Genomic DNA, 17,550 nt, shown 5'->3' with positions numbered 1-17,550 from the left:
ATTGATTTCTTATAAAACAACAACGGATTTATCTCAATCAGCCGAATTAACATATCGTAATATGCGTTCATATTACGAGCATTACTCTGTCGATTGGGAACCGAGAAAAATACTGGAGCAAATAACAAATTTAAAAAACAGGGATATTCTAGTTGATGGTAATGTAGTAGGCGTTATTCGATTATCATTTAATGATGATGGTTGTTTTTTACGAGATTTTCAGGTTAGTGAAAAGTTTCAGAACAAAGGCATTGGTAGTGAAGCATTAGTAGAAATACGGCGTTTAGCTTTAGAGGCTGGGGCTAAAAAGGTTCAATTGAAGGTGTTTAAAATCAGCCCCGCTCACCGATTATATGAAAAAGATGGGTTTAAAGTGACTAGTGAAGATGATAGGTTTTTCTATATGGAGCGATATATCGCTTAATAAAAGTCAGTGTTTTTGCTGCTAATAAAACTTTAAATTAAAGTGAGTGTTAGTTAAAGATGTAGAGTAATTCCCACTGTTTTTCTCGTTAGCTATATAAGGATAATTTCATGAGAATACTAACTAATATATGTTCGGATAATTTACCAAAAAGCAAAAATTTTTATGTGGCTCTACTTGGGTTCCATGTAAAGTACGATAGCGATTGGTATGTGCAGCTTTGTTCGCCGGAAGACTCTGAAATTGAATATGGCATTATACAACGTAACCATGAACTTGTGCCTGATGAGTATCAAAAAGCACCAACTGGTATGTATGTAACTTTTGTTGTTGACGATGTTGATGCTATTTATAACAAAGCTTTAGAGTTGAATATTCCTATTATTCAAAAGCCTCGTAATGAATTCTACGGACAACGTCGGTTTCTCACTAAAGATCCTGACGGTTGTTTAATTGATATCTGTTCTCCATGGGAGTCTGAATGATATATTGTTATTATAGGGAATTTAAAATGAAATTTAAATTATATTTAATAACTATAATCTGCTTGCTTTGTATGTGTCATGGCTATACTAAAGAGGGTTATGAGCTGACTCTTGACTTAAATAAAGATGGAGTTATGGATGTAAGTTATGAGTTCGAAGGCGATTTTTACTATGAATTTATTGATAGAAATTTTGATGGTGGAATAGATGAAAGCCATAAATATACCAAGAATCATATTTTAATAAGCAGTAAAATTGATGAAGATAAAAATGGTGTTTTAGAGACGTCAATAATATATAAAGATACAAATTTTATGAGATCATATGTTGATGATAACTATGATGGTCTTTTCGAATATTTGTTTTTATATGATAATGGGGTTCTAGATTGTGGTTTTAGAGTAAGATCTATTGATACTAATGGAATAGCTAAATTAGGCTTTGTAAATTTTAAGTTTGGTTATCCCATGGATGATGAAGTAATATTTCATATTAAAGCTAAGGAGCTTAAGCCATTAGTGTTTGGTAATGATTGTAAAGGATGGAAAACAAGAGGGTGATCTGTAGAGCAAGTTTGTGTTTAGTGTTACCTCCTTCTCCACAGTGCGAATAATGTCAATGTAAGTGCTGCCAAAGCAATGTATAAATATATCGATAGTTGTTTGTTTTTTAGATGAACTTCTGCTAGCTCTTTTTCCATTGTATGTTTCAATTGATTTAACGACTCTTTTGATTCATTAAATCGATATTCCGTCATTAACAATTTTGAAAATTGATTGTTGTTTTCGGCTTTAATTGAGTTCGAAAGCTGGGTAGCTTTTTCATAATAAGTTAATGCTTTGTCATATTTTTTCTGGTGTTTATAGCAAGTATATAGAAATTGATATAACTCATTTAGATTACCCTTTGTGTGGCTAAGTTTAAGGGTGTTTTCAAGTGAAAGCAGTATTTCAATCGCGTCTTGATATTCTTCGTTGGCCATTAGAGTTTTTGCAACTCCAAGCTCTGCAATAGATGCAAGTTCATTCTTGTTGAGATTATTGGCTATGGTTTTAGCTTGCTCCAGGTGATTAATTGACTTTTCAATTTCAAGCAGTTCACGATGCACATCAGCTTTCATAAGGTGAAAGTAAATTAGGTAATATTCGTTATTTGTAGCAACTAATATTTTATGAGCTTTATTAAAAAATTCTGTAGAAGTTTCAACATCGTTAACTTTAAATAATTTATAGGCATGGTTGGCGTAAATTTTAGAGCGTGTTTTCTCCGAAACTTTATCGGCCAGATCAATTGCTTGGTTGGAATATTCAAGCATACTCTGGAAATCATTCATATCTAAAAATAGACTGGCAATATTATCTAAAACCATGGCTTGGCCATCTAAGTCATTGGTTTGTTGGTACACAGAAAGAGATTGATTTAAGTAATGGATGGATTTTTTATGATCGGACAGTGACTGATAAGCTGATCCCATTAAGTAAAGCGCTCGAGCCAGTGACCGATGATCATTTTCGTACACTGACTTGAGTCGAATAGAGTTAGCAATCGAATAAGCTTGCTCCATTTTTCCTTTAGTCAAAAGTTGGTGAGCCTGATCAAGCATGGCACTGTTCTCATTGCTATGCACTGTGTTTATGGTAAGTAGCAACAGTGCATAAGCAATAACTAAAGACTTAGAAGAACAGAGTTGCATATTGTATTATTCTGCTTTATGAACAATAGAATTAGTTGAAATAGGTGACTCATCGTCTCCAAGTTTTCGTCGAATACCTTCGGTATCTTCTTGTCTTAACAGTTCCCGATCGTCCTCTGAAAGTTGGTATTGATCAAAAATAGAATCTCGATCAGTTTTAAATGCTTGCTGTAAACCTGGGTTTTTGCCTAAGTCATTAATCAAACTTTTTAGTTTATCTGACATGATTTTTCTCCTTGATTAGTTTTCGTTTCTAACTCTGTGCAAAAGTAATCATCTTTTTGAGCAGCAATATATTCAGGTAGATATAAGGTCGTCACTTCGTTTATATCGTCAAGTTGAATATCTTCCAATGGTTTTCGCTTAATACGTGGAGCAAATGCAGGAATAATGGCTGTTTCGTATAAAATTACTTCAAAAGTGTCGGGATAGTGTTTCATTAACTTTTGTTTTAATAGGTAGAGCCCTGTTGCAGAGGGCTTTATTTTGGTGCTAAAACTTAAATCCCCTACAACACCCAGTTGCCACAAAGTCAGGGGCGCACTCAGATTGATGTTTATTTTATGACATAAAAAGTATGTGGCTTCGTAATTTTGAGCGCCTAGCTTTCCTGGATCAATATCCAGATCCGCATATAAGCAGCTTTCAGCAGATACACCGGGGAGCATAGTGGCATCATAACCTTCTTTCCGTGCTTGTTTTATGGCCTGGTGTGACGGTGATACAAATACACCCGGATGACCATAAAAAACGGCGACCACATTTAATTCTTCACGTACACCTTGCAAAATACGTTGCGCCATCATTGAGTAAGTTTTTGCGCGATTATCGGTTTTTTGATAACAGTCGCCAAGATAAACCAAATTTGAATTTAACGACCTGAGAAACGATATACCTAATGGATCGGGAACAAGGTGATAGACTCGATCAGCTAATTCAATATGACGTTTTGCTTCTTGAGTAATGTGCTGAGGTGTAATGAGTCCGGTACCCACGACTGTTAATCGACCGTCTGGCATACATTGGATCTTATTTGAATTATTGTGTCTACAATACTGCCAGCTTATAAGGGGAATATCCAGTATCTTTAATGGTGCACTGCGGGCGAACGTTAACGCGTGACTTTTTATCCGTTTAACATGATGAATACAAAGACCGATGAATACAGCCCTTAAAGAATAACGATTAACTGACTTCTGGCTTTGCGGATGTCACTTGAGTGGTTTGATGTGCGCGAGATTGCAGGCGCTTATCAATAATATTTTTACCGGCAATTAATAGACCTAATGCAAAGAAGGCACCTGGTGGCAGTAGTGCAAATAAGAAGGATTGATCCACCTGATATAAGTGAATGGTCAATACTGATGCCCATTCACCAAACAGCTGATCCGCACCGGCAAATAATGTGCCCTGACCCATAAACTCACGTAGCGCACCTAATAGCACCAGCACTGTTGAAAACCCAATGCCCTGCATCAAACCATCGATAAATGAAGGTATGATACCGTTTTTAGAAGCGAAAGCTTCGGCACGACCAATGATGGTGCAGTTAGTCACTATAAGTGGAATAAAAATGCCCAGCACCAGATAAAGCTCATAGGTAAAAGCATTCATTAACAACTGTGTGTTGGTGACGAAGGAAGCAATCATCATAACAAACACCGGAATTCGAATTTCTTTTGGGATCCAGTGCCGAACAAATGAGACAGAAATGTTTGAGCCGACTAAAACCATGGTGGTAGCGATGCCCAGTCCAAGTCCGTTGATTAATGTATTACTAACCGCAAGCAGAGGACAAAGCCCCAGTAATTGAACCAGCGCCGGATTATTGTGCCACAGGCCATTTTTTGAAATATCGCCGTAATCAGGTTGACTCATGGTTAACCCCACAGTTTTTGCTGGACGTAAAAATAATCTGCTGATTGTTTTTAAAGTATTGCAGTGCGTTGGCAATGGCTTTTAATACAGCTCTGGGTGTAATGGTAGCACCTGTGAACGCATCAAATGTGCCGCCATCTTTTTTCACTCGCCAGTTTTCAGCTTCTACTTTGGTTAATGATAACCCTTCAAACTGCAGTATCCAGTCGGACTTTTGTTTTTCAATTTTATCGCCCAGCCCTGGCGTTTCATTGTGATTGATCACTCGAACACCGGCCAGTGATTGATCCGCATAAATACCAACAATTAACTCAATATTACCGCTGTAGCCATCAGGGGCATTTACGGTAAATATTGAAGCGACCGGTGTCTCGTCTTGGTACATTCGATAAAAACGGGTCAGCTCTTTTTGTGCCAGCAAGCCATTGGAGTCCAGTTCAAGACAATCGTGGTAAACATCGTTATTGTATTGATTGGCGGGCACCAGTTCATTCAGTGTTCGCGCCAGTTTGGCCTGCATTTCGGCGGCAATTTTATCTTTGGTAAAAAAATGAAAAACCGCAATTAGCCCAATGGAGAGCAATGCAAAGGCCGCTAAAATAGCACTGTTTTTGTAAATTGATCGCGCTAACATCGTTTAGTTTTCCTGACTGCCGTAAACACGAGGTTGTGTGTAGTGATCAATTAATGGTGCCGCCATATTCATTAATAATACCGCAAATGCGACGGCATCCGGATAGCCACCAAAATTACGGATCAGCACAATAATAACGCCAATGGAGGCTGCAAAAAATAAACGGCCTTTATTGGTGGTGCAGGCCGATACCGGATCAGTGGCAATAAAAAATGCGCCAAGCATGGTTGCGCCACTGAACAGATGTGTCATAGGCCCTATATATAGCTGATCATCGAAAAGATGAAAAAAGCCACTGATGAGATAAATGGCCGCCAGAAAGGCAACGGGAATATGCCAGTTAATGGCTTTTTTCCAGAGCAGGAAAAGACCGCCGAGTAAAAATCCCAAGTTGGCCCATTGCCAACCGACGTTTATCCAGCCGTTAAATATTGGTTTATGCATCAACTCTGGCAATACGTAGCCCATACTCAGGCCGGTTTTAAGTTCATCGAGAGGCGTTGCCATGGTAAAGCCATCGGCGTTTAATAAATAGACATCCAGAGTGCGATTCTGGCTGTCGGTTTCGGTGAAGAACAACAAAAAGCTGTCGACAAGGTTTGGAGCATTGGTTATTACGGTTTCTGGTGGCAGCCATCGAGTCATGGCCAAGGGAAATGAGATAAGCAATAAAACATAACCGGCCATGGCCGGATTAAATGGATTGTAACCCAGCCCGCCATACAGGTGTTTGGCAAATACGATGGCGAATAATGTGCCAATGGTGGCTATCCACCAGGGCGCCAGTGGCGGCAGCGACAGCGCTAATAAAACGGCGGTGAGCAGTGCACTGTAATCCATAAGATTTCGTTTAATAGGGCGTTGTCTGAGTTTTAGAACGGCAGCTTCGCAAAGTAGCGCGACGCTGATACAGGTGATCAGGTTAAATATCACACCCCAACCAAAAAAATAAAATAGTGCCAGTGCGCCGGGCAGAGTCGCCAGAGCAACGGTTTGCATTAAACGGCTTACCGAATTACTCGATGTTTTAAAAGGCGACGACTTAAGCATTATTTAGCTTCAGTTTTATTATTGAACGTGTTCATGTCTCATTCCTAATCAGAGCTCTTTTTGCGAGCTTTTGCACGGGCAACGGCATCAGCAATGGTGGCTTTTTTTTCATCGGTCTGACCTTTTTGATGCGCTGCTTTTTTGCGAGCTTCGGCTGCTTTTTTATGCCGTTCGGCGCGTTCTGCTTTTTCGCGTTTTTTTCGATACTCACGAAATTCAAAACGTTCACGGGCGTGCGCTGCTTTCTGTTTTTCTTCGGCGCGTTGCACCAGTTCGTTTTTGGCGTATCGATAATATTGCACCAATGGAATATCACTGGGACAAACATAAGAGCAGGCACCGCATTCAATGCAATCGAACAGATTGTATTGCTCAGCTTTTTCCAAATCATCGCTGCGGGCAAACCAGTAGAGTTGCTGTGGCAATAATGAAGCGGGGCAGGCATCGGCACATTCACCACAGCGGATACAGGCTAATGCTGCATCGGTTGCCTTAAGCTCGCCTTTACCTGCTGCAATAAGACAATTGCTCGATTTAATCACCGGTGCCTGAGTGTCGAATATTTCAAAGCCCATCATGGGGCCACCCATAATGACTTTGTCACAAGATTCGGCATCCGCTTGTTGTAATGCAAATGATATGGGAGTACCAATGCGTGTTAGATAATTGCCTTTCAATTGCGCGGCATCACCGGTAATGGTCATAATCCGTGAGATTAAAGGACGACCTTGAGTAATGGCCTGATAAATGGCGTAGATGGTTGCCACATTGTGCATTACCAGACCAAGAGCCAATGGCAGTTGCTGGCTTGGCACCTGTTTGCCCGTTATCAGCTCGATCAACTGTTTTTCGCCACCGCTGGGATATTTTGTCGGTACGACGCAAATTTTAATGGATGAGTTTTTTAAATCGCTTGTGTTTTGCGCAAATTTGTCAGAGGCGCTTGTTTGGGCATCTTTGATGGTTTTTTTTAATTCGGCAATGGCTTCTGGTTTATTGTCTTCAATACCAATAATTGCTTCGGATGCATTTAATAGATGCATCACCAATTGTATTCCGGCAATCAAAGTATTGGCCTGTTCTCGCATCAGTCGATCGTCGCAGGTGATGTAAGGCTCACACTCTGCGGCGTTGATGACCAGTTTGTTGACTTCCGGCATTAATTTGATGTGACTGGGAAATGAGGCGCCTCCCATACCGACAATGCCACATTCCTGAATGCGACGAAGCAGCTGTTGTTTATCGGCTTTAAAGGGGTGCTCAATAGGTGGCAGCCACTCGGCTTCATCACATCCATCGGTGGCAATAACGATGCAGCGATCACGCATGCCCGATGGGTGCGCAATGGGGCGATCTTCGATGGCGATAACCTTGCCAGAAGAGGAGGCATGAATATTCGCCGATAAATCGCCTTCTGCAGCAGCAATTAATTGCCCTGCTTTAACCTGCTCACCAACAGCAACCACTTCCATGGCTTGTCGACCACTGTGTTGATTGAGCGGAATAATCAGTTCGGGTGGTATTGCCAAAGCTTGAATATTGCTCTGATTCGACAGAGTTTTGTGTTCTTCCGGGTGAACACCACCATGAAACTTGTGTTGCGAAAAGTAGACAATCTCGTCAAGGCTTCGGCCGGCAAGTTCCGTTGAATGAACCGAATTGTTATTGGTGTTCATATCAGGATACCTGTCGCACGGGAATAATATTATCGTCATCCGTGTCATTGGCCGGGTTGGGCCACTGCCACTGACGTACGTCTTGCTCTAATGGCAGCATATCAATGCAATCAACCGGGCAGGGCGCTACGCATAAATCGCAACCGGTGCATTCGTCAATGATAACGGTGTGCATCAGTTTTGGTGCTCCGACAATAGCGTCTACCGGGCAGGCCTGAATACACTTGGTGCAACCGATGCATTCGTCTTCCCGGATATAGGCGACCGTCGGCTGGCTTTCTTCCAGCGTATCATCGAGTGGTTTTATATCGCGTCCCAGCAAATCGGCCAAGGCTTTAACCCCGGCTTCACCACCAGGTGGGCATTTATTGATATCGTCCCCATTCGCTATGGCTTCTGCGTAAGGGCGGCAACCCGGATAACCGCACTGTCCGCATTGGGTTTGCGGCAGAATTTCATCAATTTGTTCAACAATGGGATCAGACTCAACCCGATAACGGATCGCCGCATAGCCAAGCAGTGCACCAAAAACGCCGGCCAGACAAACCAGAATAAGGACTGCGGTTAAACTGCTCATTAAATTTTAACCAGCCCGGTAAAGCCCATAAACGCCAGCGACATAAGGCCGGCGGTAATCAAAGCAATGGCCGGTCCCTTAAAGGGCTCCGGAACATCCGCCACATGAATGCGCTCACGCATGGATGAAAATAATATAAGGACCAGCGAAAACCCCGCCGCCGCACCAAAGCCATAAACGATGGACTCAACAAAATTATGCTGTTGGTTGGTATTCAGTAAAGCGACTCCCAGCACCGCACAGTTGGTGGTAATCAGGGGTAAAAATATACCCAGCAAGCGATACAGCACCGGGCTGGTTTTGTGGATGACCATTTCTGTAAACTGCACAACCACCGCAATGACCAGAATAAAACAAAGTGTTCGCAGGTACTCAAGATCAAGCGGTGTGAGTAAAAAAGTATCAACAATGTATGAGCAGGCGGACGCCAGTGTTAGGACAAAGGTGGTGGCGAATGACATGCCAATAGCGGTTTCAACTTTGCTTGAAACACCCATAAAAGGGCACAGGCCAAGAAACTTGACCAACACAAAGTTGTTTACCAGAACTGTACTTACCAGGAGTAAAAAATATTCGGTCACCTGACGGCCTATTGCTGACTTGCTTGGTTTCGCAAGCGGTTATTATCCTATTTCTGACACTGTCTCTCAAGTGAGTGATATTTAAGTGTTTTTTCGCTTAAAGTCTGTTGAGTCAAGGGTATGGGAGTTAAGCGCATTAACGGATTAACAATTTAATCCATTAGCGATTGTCTTCTGGCAATTTGGGTTCCTGAGTTTGGTGCTGGTGGTTGGCTGATGTTTCACCAGAAGAGTTTTGATTAAAATACTGATGCCATACTACTCGCGTAATCACAGCCAGTAAAAACAGGCAAACCCAGACGATAGCAATGTGTGACAACATGGCGATTTCACCGGCAGCGCCTTCGTTTTCCAGTTCCAGGATAAAGGCAATGGCCGCCGGAGCCGAGCTGGTTGCATCGGGCACCTGAGTAAAGCTAAAAGCACCTGCGGCAAAAAAGCTTAACAACGCCCACTGACCATAAAAGTTCCACTGACGAACTTTCCACCATACCAACAGCAGAAACAATACGCCGCAACCAATATAACTCCACCAGGTTGCCTGATAAAGCGCAAAGGGATCGCCAGTTAATAACATAAAGATTACTCTCTTATATACTCTCGAATGCTTGACCGGGTTTGGCTTAGTATAACCTGCTTAGCTTACTTAACGCGCATACCGGGTTCGGCACCTTCATCGGGATTCAGTATCCAAAGATCTTTTCCGCCGGGACCTGCCGCCAGAACCATACCTTCTGACATACCAAAACGCATTTTTCTGGGTGCCAGGTTAGCCACCATAACGGTTAGCTTACCTTCCAGTTCCTCAGGGTTATAAGCCGATTTAATACCTGCGAATACTTGTTTGACGACACCGCCAAGATCAAGTTTCAATTTAAGTAACTTATCAGCGCCTTCGACATGTTCGGCCGAGACGATTTTAGCAATGCGCAGATCGATTTTATCAAAATCTGCGAACTGAATTTCTTCTTTAAGCGGCTCCGCCAGTTGCGGTTGGTTAGCGGCTTCATTTTCCTGTTTCGATTCTTCAATCATATCGTCAATCTGCTTTTGTTCTACTCGTTTAATCATGGGTTTAAAGCGATTAATAGCGTGCCCTTGCAATACACTTTGTGTGTCTTGCCAGGTTAGCGGCTCTACATTTAAGAAAGCTTCGACCTGCTCAGCGATTTTGGGCAGTGCCGGTTTCAAGTAAATGGTTAAAATACGGAATAGGTTAATGGCAACCGAGCTGATTTCATGCACTTGTGCCGCGGTTGCTTCGCTTTTAATTTTAACCCAGGGCTCTTCAGAGTCTATGTATCTATTGGCTTTATCCGCTAATCCCATTATGTCTCTTACCGCTCGACCAAACTCTTTATTTTCGTAATAGTTGGCAATGGTGTCAGCGGATTGCTGGAACTCTTTAATCAGTGGATGGTCTTCTAATCCACTGGCCAGATGGCCATCAAACTTTTTGCTGATAAAGTTGGCGCAGCGACTGGCAATGTTGATGTACTTGTTAACCAGATCAGAATTTACCCGAGCAATAAAATCACTAAAGCTTAAATCAAAGTCATCCACACGTCCGGTTAGCTTGGCCAAAAAGTAGTAGCGTAAAAACTCAGGGTTAAGATGATTTAAAAAGGTTCTGGCTTTAACAAAAGTGCCTTTTGATTTTGACATTTTTGTGCCATTGACGGTTAAGAAACCATGGGCATGAACTTTGGTCGGTTTTCGAAAGTCAGCTCCTTCTAACATTGCTGGCCAGAAAAGCGTGTGGAAGTACACAATGTCTTTACCAATAAAGTGATGAACCTCAGCATCGCTGTTGCTGTTCCAGTATTCGTCAAACTCTAAACCTTCGGTTTTATCGCACAGGTTTTTAAAACTCGCCATATATCCAATGGGGGCATCAACCCAGACATAAAAGTATTTATTGGGTGCACCGGGAATTTCGAAACCAAAGTAAGGGGCATCGCGCGATATATCCCATTGCTCTAATCCAGCATCAAACCACTCGTCGAGTTTATTGGCAATCTGCTCCTGGACGTGATCGTTACGTGTCCATTGTTTTAACATCTTTTCAAAGTCAGGCAATTTGAAAAAGTAATGTTCGGAATCGCGTAACACCGGCGTTGCTCCAGAAACCGCTGACTTGGGATTTTTTAGCTCGGTCGGACTGTAGGTGGCGCTGCAATTATCGCAATTATCACCGTACTGATCTTCCGAACCGCACTCCGGGCATTCGCCTTTAACAAATCGATCCGGCAAAAACATTTTTTTCTCTGGATCGAATAATTGGGAAATGGTGCGTTTGGCAATATGGCCTTTTTTATCCAGTCGGGAATAGATTAATTCACTAAGGGTTTTGTTTTCTTCCGAGTGAGTCGAGTGGTAATTGTCGTAATCCACATGAAAGTCTTGAAAATCTTTCAGGTGCTCTTCGCGTGTTTTGGAAATGAGCTGTTCAGGTGTTATGCCTTCTGACTGCGCTTTTAGCATTATCGGAGTGCCGTGGGTATCGTCGGCACAAACGCTGATGCACTGATGCCCGCGCAACTTTTGGAAGCGGGCCCAAATGTCGGTTTGGATATGCTCAAGCATATGACCAATATGAATGGAACCATTGGCGTAGGGAAGGGCACTGGTGACTAATATTTTTCGGCTCATTTTTTAACCTGTTTAACCCAGAAAAAGGCGCTTTTTGCCTGCAATTAGGCGTTTATTCCGCAAACGGCGAACTATAGCAAATCTTACGGTTAAAATATATCTACTGCATAGCCTCAGGGCATATTAATGAGGCAACGATTTGGTTATAATCGCGGCACATTTATTAATGTCTAACGGCAATACTTGGTCAGGAATTAATGACAATTACAGAGCAAAGCATTAAACAGAGTTTATCGCGCATTGAACTGCCTGAGCTGGGCAAAGATCTGGTGTCGGCCAATTGGGTGAAATCCATCGATATATCGGAAGCCGGTGTGTCAATTAAACTGATGGCAGGTTTTCCCTGTGAGCAGCAAAAGAAGCATTACCTTGCTTTAATTGCCGAGCAACTTAACACCGATTTGAACTGCCAGGCAGATGTTGAATTGAATTGGCAAGTGGCTGCCCATGCCCATAAGGCTGGGGTTAAGTCATTAAGCGGTGTAAAGAACATTATTGCAGTGGCCTCGGGTAAAGGCGGTGTTGGTAAGTCGACGACTTCTGCCAATCTGGCATTAGCGTTGGTGGCTGAAGGGGCTTCAGTAGGCCTGCTAGACGCTGATATTTACGGCCCAAGCCAGCCCATTATGATGGGGATGAAAGACTCCCGGCCCGAAACCATCGATCAAAAGCGCATTTTGCCGGTGAAAACTCACGGTGTACAAACCATGTCCATTGGTTATTTAATTGATCCCGAGCAAGCGATGGTGTGGCGAGGGCCAATGGCAAGCGGTGCATTACAGCAACTGATTAATGATACCCAGTGGCAAGATCTGGATTATTTAATTGTGGATTTACCACCGGGTACTGGTGATATTCAATTGACCCTGTCGCAAAAAGTTCCGGTGACTGCATCGGTTATTGTGACCACACCTCAGGATCTGGCGCTTGCGGATGCCGTAAAAGCCATTTCCATGTTTGAAAAAGTATCGGTACCGGTGCTGGGTGTGGTAGAAAATATGGGCATGCATATTTGCTCCAATTGCGGTCATCAGGAACATATATTTGGTGAAGGCGGTGGTTCGAATCTCGCGAGCGACAGTCATGTGGAGTTTTTGGGCAGTTTGCCATTAACCAAACAAATACGTGATGACTCCGATAAAGGTAAGCCCAGTGTAGTGGCCGATCCAGAGGGCGATGTGGCGAGCATTTATCGCACCATTGCTCGCACTATGAGTGCCAGACTTTCACTGTTGAGCAAAGATTACGGACAGTCGTTCCCAAAAATATCCATTACCAACGACTGATCAGTAGCAAAATGAGCGGACAGTGAAAGCCGCTACAATAATAAATTGAAGATTAACAAACGAAAATTTGTAACATTAACCATTGCCGAGAATGGCAAACAGTACGTTGAGGTGACGAATGTCAATTAAGTCTGATAAATGGATCCGCCGGATGGCTGAAAGCGATGGCATGATCGAACCTTTTGAACCGGGGCAGGTACGATACGCCAATGACCAACGAATCGTTTCCTACGGTACATCGAGTTATGGTTACGATGTTCGTTGTTCCGATGAGTTCAAAATATTCACCAACATTAACTCCGCAATTGTTGATCCTAAAGCATTTGATGAGCAGAGTTTTGTTAATGTGAAATCCGATGTTTGTATCATACCGCCTAACTCATTTGCACTGGCTCGTACGGTTGAATATTTTCGAATTCCTCGCAGCGTATTAACGGTTTGTTTAGGTAAATCAACCTATGCCCGTTGTGGCATTATTGTTAATGTCACACCTTTGGAACCTGAGTGGGAAGGTCATGTTACTCTGGAGTTTTCAAACACCACACCGCTGCCGGCAAAAATTTACGCCAATGAAGGCGTGGCGCAAATGTTATTTTACGAATCAGACGAAGTGTGCGAAACATCCTATAAAGATCGGGGTGGCAAATATCAGGGGCAAACCGGTGTTACTTTACCCAAAACCTGAGGCTGCTATTGATAGGTTTTAAAGAAAAGCACTGCGGAAAACGCGGTGCTTTTTTGTTTAACCACTAGCCTGACTATAAATTTAGCTGCGGTTGCTTCAGTTAATCGATGATAAAAAGAGCGAAAAAATATGCCTGAATACGATTTTGATACCATAGTGATAGGCTCCGGACCCAGTGGCGAAGGGGCGGCCATGAATCTGGCCAAAAATAAACAAAAAGTTGCTTTGGTTGAACGTTATAAAAAAGTCGGTGGCGGTTGTACTCATTGGGGCACTATTCCTTCAAAGGCATTAAGGCACAGTGTTGCCCGTCTGGTTGAGTACAACTCTCATCCTTTATTCCAAGAGTTGGAGCACCCGGCAACGTTAACCTTTTCCGATATTCAGCGACATACCGAGTCAGTGATTAAAAAGCAGGTTTCATTGCGATCGGGTTTTTATGAACGAAATCGTGTTGAGCTTTTTTATGGTGAAGCGCGTTTTGTCGATAAACATACCATTGCGATTAACGAAGCGGATGGCAGCATTAATGAAGTTACTGCAGAAAATATTATTATTGCCACAGGTTCTCGACCTTATCGACCGGACGATATAAATTTTAATCACGAACGTGTTTATGACTCAGATACCATCTTGTCATTAAAACGTAATCCACGGCATATCATTATTTATGGTGCGGGTGTTATCGGTTGTGAATACGCATCGATTTTTCGCGGGCTTGGTGTAAAAGTTGATTTGGTAAACATGCGTGACCAACTGCTATCATTTCTTGATAAAGAAATCACCGACTCTTTAAGTTATCACCTCTGGAACAGTGGTGTCATTATTCGAAATAATGAAGAGTACGATCGTGTAGAAGCTCACCCGGATGGCGTTGTACTTTATTTAAAATCAGGCAAGCGAATTAAGGCCGATTGTTTATTATTTGCCAATGGCCGTACCGGTAATACGGATACCCTGGATCTGGATAAAGTTGGATTAAAAGCAAACGGTCGTGGACAACTTGAAGTTAACGGCTGTTATCAAACCAATGTTGAAAACATTTACGCCGTGGGCGATGTGATCGGTTATCCATCGTTAGCCAGTGCTGCACTGGATCAGGGACGTATTGCGGCCGCCAATATCTTACAAGAAGTGTGTCATCTTCGACTTATCGAAGACATACCCACGGGCATTTATACTATTCCGGAAATAAGCTCCGTTGGAAAAACCGAGCAGGCACTAACTGAAGAGCAAGTTCCTTATGAAGTGGGGCGAGCCCGTTTTAAAGATTTGGCGAGAGGCCAAATTGCCGACACAACCGTGGGTAGTTTAAAACTGTTATTCCATCGTGAAACCAAAGAAATTTTAGGGATCCATTGTTTTGGTGAGCGTGCATCTGAAATTATTCATATCGGGCAAGCTATTATGCAGCAAACCAATGGCGGGAATACCATCGATTATTTTGTTAACACCACATTTAATTACCCAACGATGGCAGAAGCTTACCGGGTGGCTGCGTTAAATGGATTGAATCGACTGTTTTAAAGGATTATTTTTGTATTCCGCGGTGTTAAGTCGCTTTGTGTTTATACGCCGCGGATAATCATTGCAGGGTTTCCTGCAACTATCTGATTTTCTTTAACGGTTTTAGTAACAACACTTCCTGCACCAATCACAGCATTGTCGCCAATGGCAACACCCGGTAAAATAATAGCCCCTGCGCCAATCCAGACATTATTGCCAATGATTACATCTTTTGCGTAATTGGATTTATTGAGCCGTTCTGTCGGGTCAGTACTGTGAGAAACCGTCAGGATTTGTACGTTAGGGCCAACTAAGCAGTCATTACCGAGTTTAATGAGACCGCCGTCTAAAAATGTATTGTTGATATTAATAAATACGCGATCACCTAACTCTATTTTTCCATAGTCACAATGAAAGCCGGGTTCAATAACAACCAGTTCACCACAATAGGAAAACAACTGTTTGAGTTGTTTTAAATGCCCTTTGCTGGGATCTCGGGAGTAGGTACGGCAACGCTGGTGTGCCAGTTGTCGCTGTTGACGATATTCCGGTGTGAGGCTATTAAACGCTTGGCTCATGTTTTGAATCACTGTATTTCGTTTTAAGTGTTAATGGGTTGCAGGTCATCGTTAAGCCTGCACCAAAGTGAATTGATTTACAACAAACTTGGCGTGATAATAGGTTAAGTTAATAAGGAGTCGTATAGCGTGTTTAAATACATTGTCGGAACCATCATTGCCGCCATCAGCTGGTTTTTCTGGATTGAGCCTCTGTTTTTTAAGCAGGAATCACAGCACCCGAGTATGAAGCTATTCAATGCTTCAGAAGAAAATCCAGTGATTAAAAAGTGGAATGAAACCGTTCAACAACTTTCAGACAATAGCTCCGAGATGTCGACTCAGTTGCTGGAAAATCAGTCATTAGAAAATTTTTCATTGGACCAATTATCACTGGAAAACTTTTCTCAGAAAGAAGTCAATCAGGCACTCAATAAAGCCATTAATATTGTTTGTCAACAACCCGGGTTTTCCCAACGGTTCGAAACTACTCCCGAGCAATGTGTTGAGCAAACCTTAGAGTACTTTGATAAATGTGGCGACTCGCTGATTGAAACCTATCAAAAACTCGTTACTGATCCTGAATCTATGATGGAAAGCACTGGTAAGGGCTCGTGCAACTAAATCTTTTATATACTAGAAACCAAGATAGATTATATGGGAATCGATTATCTAAACCCTTGGGACTTGTAGAGCATTTCTCACTGTATAACTTTATTTATTAAAACTTCGGGTTATTCCTTGGTTTCCGAATAAGTACAATTTTTCAGAGAAAGGGAACTTATCTTTTTACCTTTAGTCCGACTATTCGGTTGGGCGTACTATCTATGGTATGTCGAAGTGCTTTTATTAATAAATTAAAACTAAGGGAAACTTATGTTTAAAAAGGCAGTCCTATCATTCGGGTTTATTATTTCTTTAAATTTATCTTATGCTGAAGATTATCAGTTCTTTGTTGATTCAAATTATAAAAAATTAGAAGCAGATGAATACTATAGTGAGTTATTTTCATTAAATGGTCGCTACTACTTTTCTAAAAAGCAATCATTAGGGCCATTAAGCGAGTTCGAGTACATCAATAAAACGTCATATCTCGATGTAAGTTATCTGTCAAATCTTTCTGAGGATACAAGTGACTATGGTCTATCGGGCGACTGGTTTTATTCGAACTTTATAATTGGTGCAACGGTAACTGAGGGTGACTTAAGTTCAGGTTATAGCAGTGTCCGCCTGGGATATCTCTTTTCGGATAACTTTAAGGTTCAGTTGGAGAGAGGTGGGCTTGATGATGATTATGATATAACATCCTTAACAGCGTCCTATAACCATCAAATTAATGATACCGACTATTTGGGAGTGACACTTTACGCAGAAGAGCAGTTTGATTACAAAAAACTGTCAACCAAGTATTTTACCAAACTGGAAAACGACGATTATATAGCTCTAACATTGAGTTATTCTAAAGATGATTTAATTCAAAGTTCAAAGGATTACTGGAGCGTGGGTGGAGAATACTTTTTCTCTAATTATACATCGGTCTCTCTTGGATATGATGATCATAAGTCTGTATCTTTTGGCGCCGAACACTATTTTAATAAAAACTTTGGATTGAGAGTTAATTTTCAAAAGAGACCTATCGAAACATTTGGTGAAGACGAGTTTGATGAAGAGCAATTAAATATATCAGCTTCGCTCCAATTTTAACTCGATAAGGGAGTGCCTATTTGACGCTCCCTTATAAATAAAGCAATTAATGAACAATGTATTAATATAAAGCGGGTGAATTACTCTCTGAGTAGTTCAATAAAAATCATTGTTTAATCAATGTGCAAGTCATACTGTTTCTTATTAAATTCAACTATGCAT

Annotated in this window: 20 protein-coding genes; 8 read left to right on the top strand and 12 right to left on the bottom strand. The window is 41.9% G+C overall.

Going from position 1 to position 17,550, the window contains the following annotated elements:
- Position 1 precedes the first annotated feature (1 nt).
- The 3 genes from C8D97_RS05065 to C8D97_RS05055 all read left to right on the top strand — a co-directional run bounded on the left by C8D97_RS05065 (position 2) and on the right by C8D97_RS05055 (position 1,469).
- Positions 2-424, top strand: coding sequence for a GNAT family N-acetyltransferase (locus tag C8D97_RS05065; RefSeq protein ID WP_210204859.1), 423 nt, complete (start codon positions 2-4; stop codon positions 422-424).
- A gap of 110 nt (positions 425-534) precedes the next feature.
- Positions 535-909 (top strand): VOC family protein, encoded by a 375-nt coding sequence (locus tag C8D97_RS05060; RefSeq protein ID WP_109762578.1) that lies wholly within the window; start codon positions 535-537, stop codon positions 907-909.
- 26 nt (positions 910-935) lie between these two features.
- Entirely contained in the window at positions 936-1,469 is a 534-nt protein-coding gene (locus C8D97_RS05055) for a hypothetical protein (RefSeq protein WP_146196078.1), read from the top strand.
- A gap of 26 nt (positions 1,470-1,495) precedes the next feature.
- Here the strand turns inward: C8D97_RS05055 and C8D97_RS05050 are convergent, their stop codons facing one another.
- The 11 genes from C8D97_RS05050 to metG form a co-directional block, all read right to left on the bottom strand.
- Entirely contained in the window at positions 1,496-2,602 is a 1,107-nt protein-coding gene (locus tag C8D97_RS05050; RefSeq protein ID WP_109762573.1) for a tetratricopeptide repeat protein, read from the bottom strand.
- 6 nt (positions 2,603-2,608) lie between these two features.
- Positions 2,609-2,827 (bottom strand): hypothetical protein, encoded by a 219-nt coding sequence (locus tag C8D97_RS05045; protein ID WP_109762572.1) that lies wholly within the window; start codon positions 2,825-2,827, stop codon positions 2,609-2,611.
- Entirely contained in the window at positions 2,812-3,621 is an 810-nt protein-coding gene (locus C8D97_RS05040; RefSeq protein ID WP_109762570.1) for an SAM-dependent methyltransferase, read from the bottom strand. Before C8D97_RS05040 ends, C8D97_RS05045 begins: the two co-directional genes overlap by 16 nt.
- A gap of 166 nt (positions 3,622-3,787) precedes the next feature.
- Positions 3,788-4,480, bottom strand: coding sequence for an electron transport complex subunit E (locus tag C8D97_RS05035; protein WP_109762568.1), 693 nt, complete (start codon positions 4,478-4,480; stop codon positions 3,788-3,790).
- Positions 4,467-5,114: an electron transport complex subunit RsxG gene (gene rsxG / locus C8D97_RS05030; protein WP_109762566.1), complete on the bottom strand. Its 648-nt coding sequence runs from the start codon at positions 5,112-5,114 to the stop codon at positions 4,467-4,469. Before rsxG ends, C8D97_RS05035 begins: the two co-directional genes overlap by 14 nt.
- A gap of 3 nt (positions 5,115-5,117) precedes the next feature.
- Entirely contained in the window at positions 5,118-6,164 is a 1,047-nt protein-coding gene (rsxD, locus tag C8D97_RS05025; protein ID WP_109762564.1) for an electron transport complex subunit RsxD, read from the bottom strand.
- A gap of 44 nt (positions 6,165-6,208) precedes the next feature.
- The gene (gene rsxC, locus C8D97_RS05020; RefSeq protein WP_109762562.1) at positions 6,209-7,840 is read right to left on the bottom strand and encodes an electron transport complex subunit RsxC; all 1,632 of its coding nucleotides are present in this window, start codon (positions 7,838-7,840) and stop codon (positions 6,209-6,211) included.
- 1 nt (position 7,841) lies between these two features.
- Entirely contained in the window at positions 7,842-8,417 is a 576-nt protein-coding gene (rsxB, locus tag C8D97_RS05015) for an electron transport complex subunit RsxB (protein ID WP_109762560.1), read from the bottom strand.
- A complete protein-coding gene (gene rsxA / locus C8D97_RS05010) occupies positions 8,417-8,998 on the bottom strand; it encodes an electron transport complex subunit RsxA (RefSeq protein WP_109762558.1) in 582 nt (193 codons plus the stop codon). Before rsxA ends, rsxB begins: the two co-directional genes overlap by 1 nt.
- A gap of 160 nt (positions 8,999-9,158) precedes the next feature.
- On the bottom strand, positions 9,159-9,575 hold the full coding sequence (locus tag C8D97_RS05005; protein ID WP_109762556.1) for a hypothetical protein: 417 nt from the start codon (positions 9,573-9,575) through the stop codon (positions 9,159-9,161).
- A 65-nt stretch (positions 9,576-9,640) separates the two neighbouring features.
- A complete protein-coding gene (gene metG, locus C8D97_RS05000; protein ID WP_109762555.1) occupies positions 9,641-11,650 on the bottom strand; it encodes a methionine--tRNA ligase in 2,010 nt (669 codons plus the stop codon).
- A 197-nt stretch (positions 11,651-11,847) separates the two neighbouring features.
- Between metG and apbC the strand changes: the two genes are divergently transcribed.
- From apbC to sthA, 3 genes are all read left to right on the top strand, one after another.
- The gene (apbC, locus tag C8D97_RS04995; RefSeq protein ID WP_109762553.1) at positions 11,848-12,936 is read left to right on the top strand and encodes an iron-sulfur cluster carrier protein ApbC; all 1,089 of its coding nucleotides are present in this window, start codon (positions 11,848-11,850) and stop codon (positions 12,934-12,936) included.
- Positions 12,937-13,054: 118 nt separating this feature from the next.
- The gene (gene dcd / locus C8D97_RS04990) at positions 13,055-13,621 is read left to right on the top strand and encodes a dCTP deaminase (RefSeq protein ID WP_109762551.1); all 567 of its coding nucleotides are present in this window, start codon (positions 13,055-13,057) and stop codon (positions 13,619-13,621) included.
- Positions 13,622-13,750: 129 nt separating this feature from the next.
- The gene (gene sthA / locus C8D97_RS04985; RefSeq protein ID WP_109762549.1) at positions 13,751-15,148 is read left to right on the top strand and encodes a Si-specific NAD(P)(+) transhydrogenase; all 1,398 of its coding nucleotides are present in this window, start codon (positions 13,751-13,753) and stop codon (positions 15,146-15,148) included.
- A gap of 41 nt (positions 15,149-15,189) precedes the next feature.
- Here the strand turns inward: sthA and C8D97_RS04980 are convergent, their stop codons facing one another.
- Entirely contained in the window at positions 15,190-15,705 is a 516-nt protein-coding gene (locus C8D97_RS04980; protein WP_109762547.1) for a sugar O-acetyltransferase, read from the bottom strand.
- Between the two features lie 129 nt (positions 15,706-15,834).
- Between C8D97_RS04980 and C8D97_RS04975 the strand changes: the two genes are divergently transcribed.
- Positions 15,835-16,308: a hypothetical protein gene (locus C8D97_RS04975; RefSeq protein ID WP_109762545.1), complete on the top strand. Its 474-nt coding sequence runs from the start codon at positions 15,835-15,837 to the stop codon at positions 16,306-16,308.
- A gap of 252 nt (positions 16,309-16,560) precedes the next feature.
- Positions 16,561-17,388, top strand: a complete 828-nt coding sequence (locus C8D97_RS04970) for a putative porin (RefSeq protein ID WP_109762543.1) — start codon at positions 16,561-16,563, stop codon at positions 17,386-17,388.
- Positions 17,389-17,550 lie beyond the last annotated feature (162 nt).

The organism is Pleionea mediterranea, from assembly GCF_003148745.1.
Classification (GTDB): Bacteria; Pseudomonadota; Gammaproteobacteria; order Enterobacterales; family Kangiellaceae; genus Pleionea; species Pleionea mediterranea.
Note: the sequence above shows the minus strand (reverse complement) of the source record. Positions and strands in the feature narration are given on the sequence as shown.

What these genes read in the sequence shown, in the direction of transcription:
- C8D97_RS05060 (WP_109762578.1), top strand. Translation starts at nt 535, where the DNA reads ATGAGAATACTAACTAATATATGTTCGGATAATTTACCAAAAAGCAAA.
- C8D97_RS05055 (WP_146196078.1), top strand. Translation starts at nt 936, where the DNA reads ATGAAATTTAAATTATATTTAATAACTATAATCTGCTTGCTTTGTATG.
- C8D97_RS05050 (WP_109762573.1), bottom strand. Translation starts at nt 2,602, where the DNA reads ATGCAACTCTGTTCTTCTAAGTCTTTAGTTATTGCTTATGCACTGTTG.
- C8D97_RS05045 (WP_109762572.1), bottom strand. Translation starts at nt 2,827, where the DNA reads ATGTCAGATAAACTAAAAAGTTTGATTAATGACTTAGGCAAAAACCCA.
- C8D97_RS05040 (WP_109762570.1), bottom strand. Translation starts at nt 3,621, where the DNA reads ATGCCAGACGGTCGATTAACAGTCGTGGGTACCGGACTCATTACACCT.
- C8D97_RS05035 (WP_109762568.1), bottom strand. Translation starts at nt 4,480, where the DNA reads ATGAGTCAACCTGATTACGGCGATATTTCAAAAAATGGCCTGTGGCAC.
- rsxG (WP_109762566.1), bottom strand. Translation starts at nt 5,114, where the DNA reads ATGTTAGCGCGATCAATTTACAAAAACAGTGCTATTTTAGCGGCCTTT.
- rsxD (WP_109762564.1), bottom strand. Translation starts at nt 6,164, where the DNA reads ATGCTTAAGTCGTCGCCTTTTAAAACATCGAGTAATTCGGTAAGCCGT.
- rsxC (WP_109762562.1), bottom strand. Translation starts at nt 7,840, where the DNA reads ATGAACACCAATAACAATTCGGTTCATTCAACGGAACTTGCCGGCCGA.
- rsxB (WP_109762560.1), bottom strand. Translation starts at nt 8,417, where the DNA reads ATGAGCAGTTTAACCGCAGTCCTTATTCTGGTTTGTCTGGCCGGCGTT.
- C8D97_RS05005 (WP_109762556.1), bottom strand. Translation starts at nt 9,575, where the DNA reads ATGTTATTAACTGGCGATCCCTTTGCGCTTTATCAGGCAACCTGGTGG.
- metG (WP_109762555.1), bottom strand. Translation starts at nt 11,650, where the DNA reads ATGAGCCGAAAAATATTAGTCACCAGTGCCCTTCCCTACGCCAATGGT.
- apbC (WP_109762553.1), top strand. Translation starts at nt 11,848, where the DNA reads ATGACAATTACAGAGCAAAGCATTAAACAGAGTTTATCGCGCATTGAA.
- dcd (WP_109762551.1), top strand. Translation starts at nt 13,055, where the DNA reads ATGTCAATTAAGTCTGATAAATGGATCCGCCGGATGGCTGAAAGCGAT.
- sthA (WP_109762549.1), top strand. Translation starts at nt 13,751, where the DNA reads ATGCCTGAATACGATTTTGATACCATAGTGATAGGCTCCGGACCCAGT.
- C8D97_RS04980 (WP_109762547.1), bottom strand. Translation starts at nt 15,705, where the DNA reads ATGAGCCAAGCGTTTAATAGCCTCACACCGGAATATCGTCAACAGCGA.
- C8D97_RS04970 (WP_109762543.1), top strand. Translation starts at nt 16,561, where the DNA reads ATGTTTAAAAAGGCAGTCCTATCATTCGGGTTTATTATTTCTTTAAAT.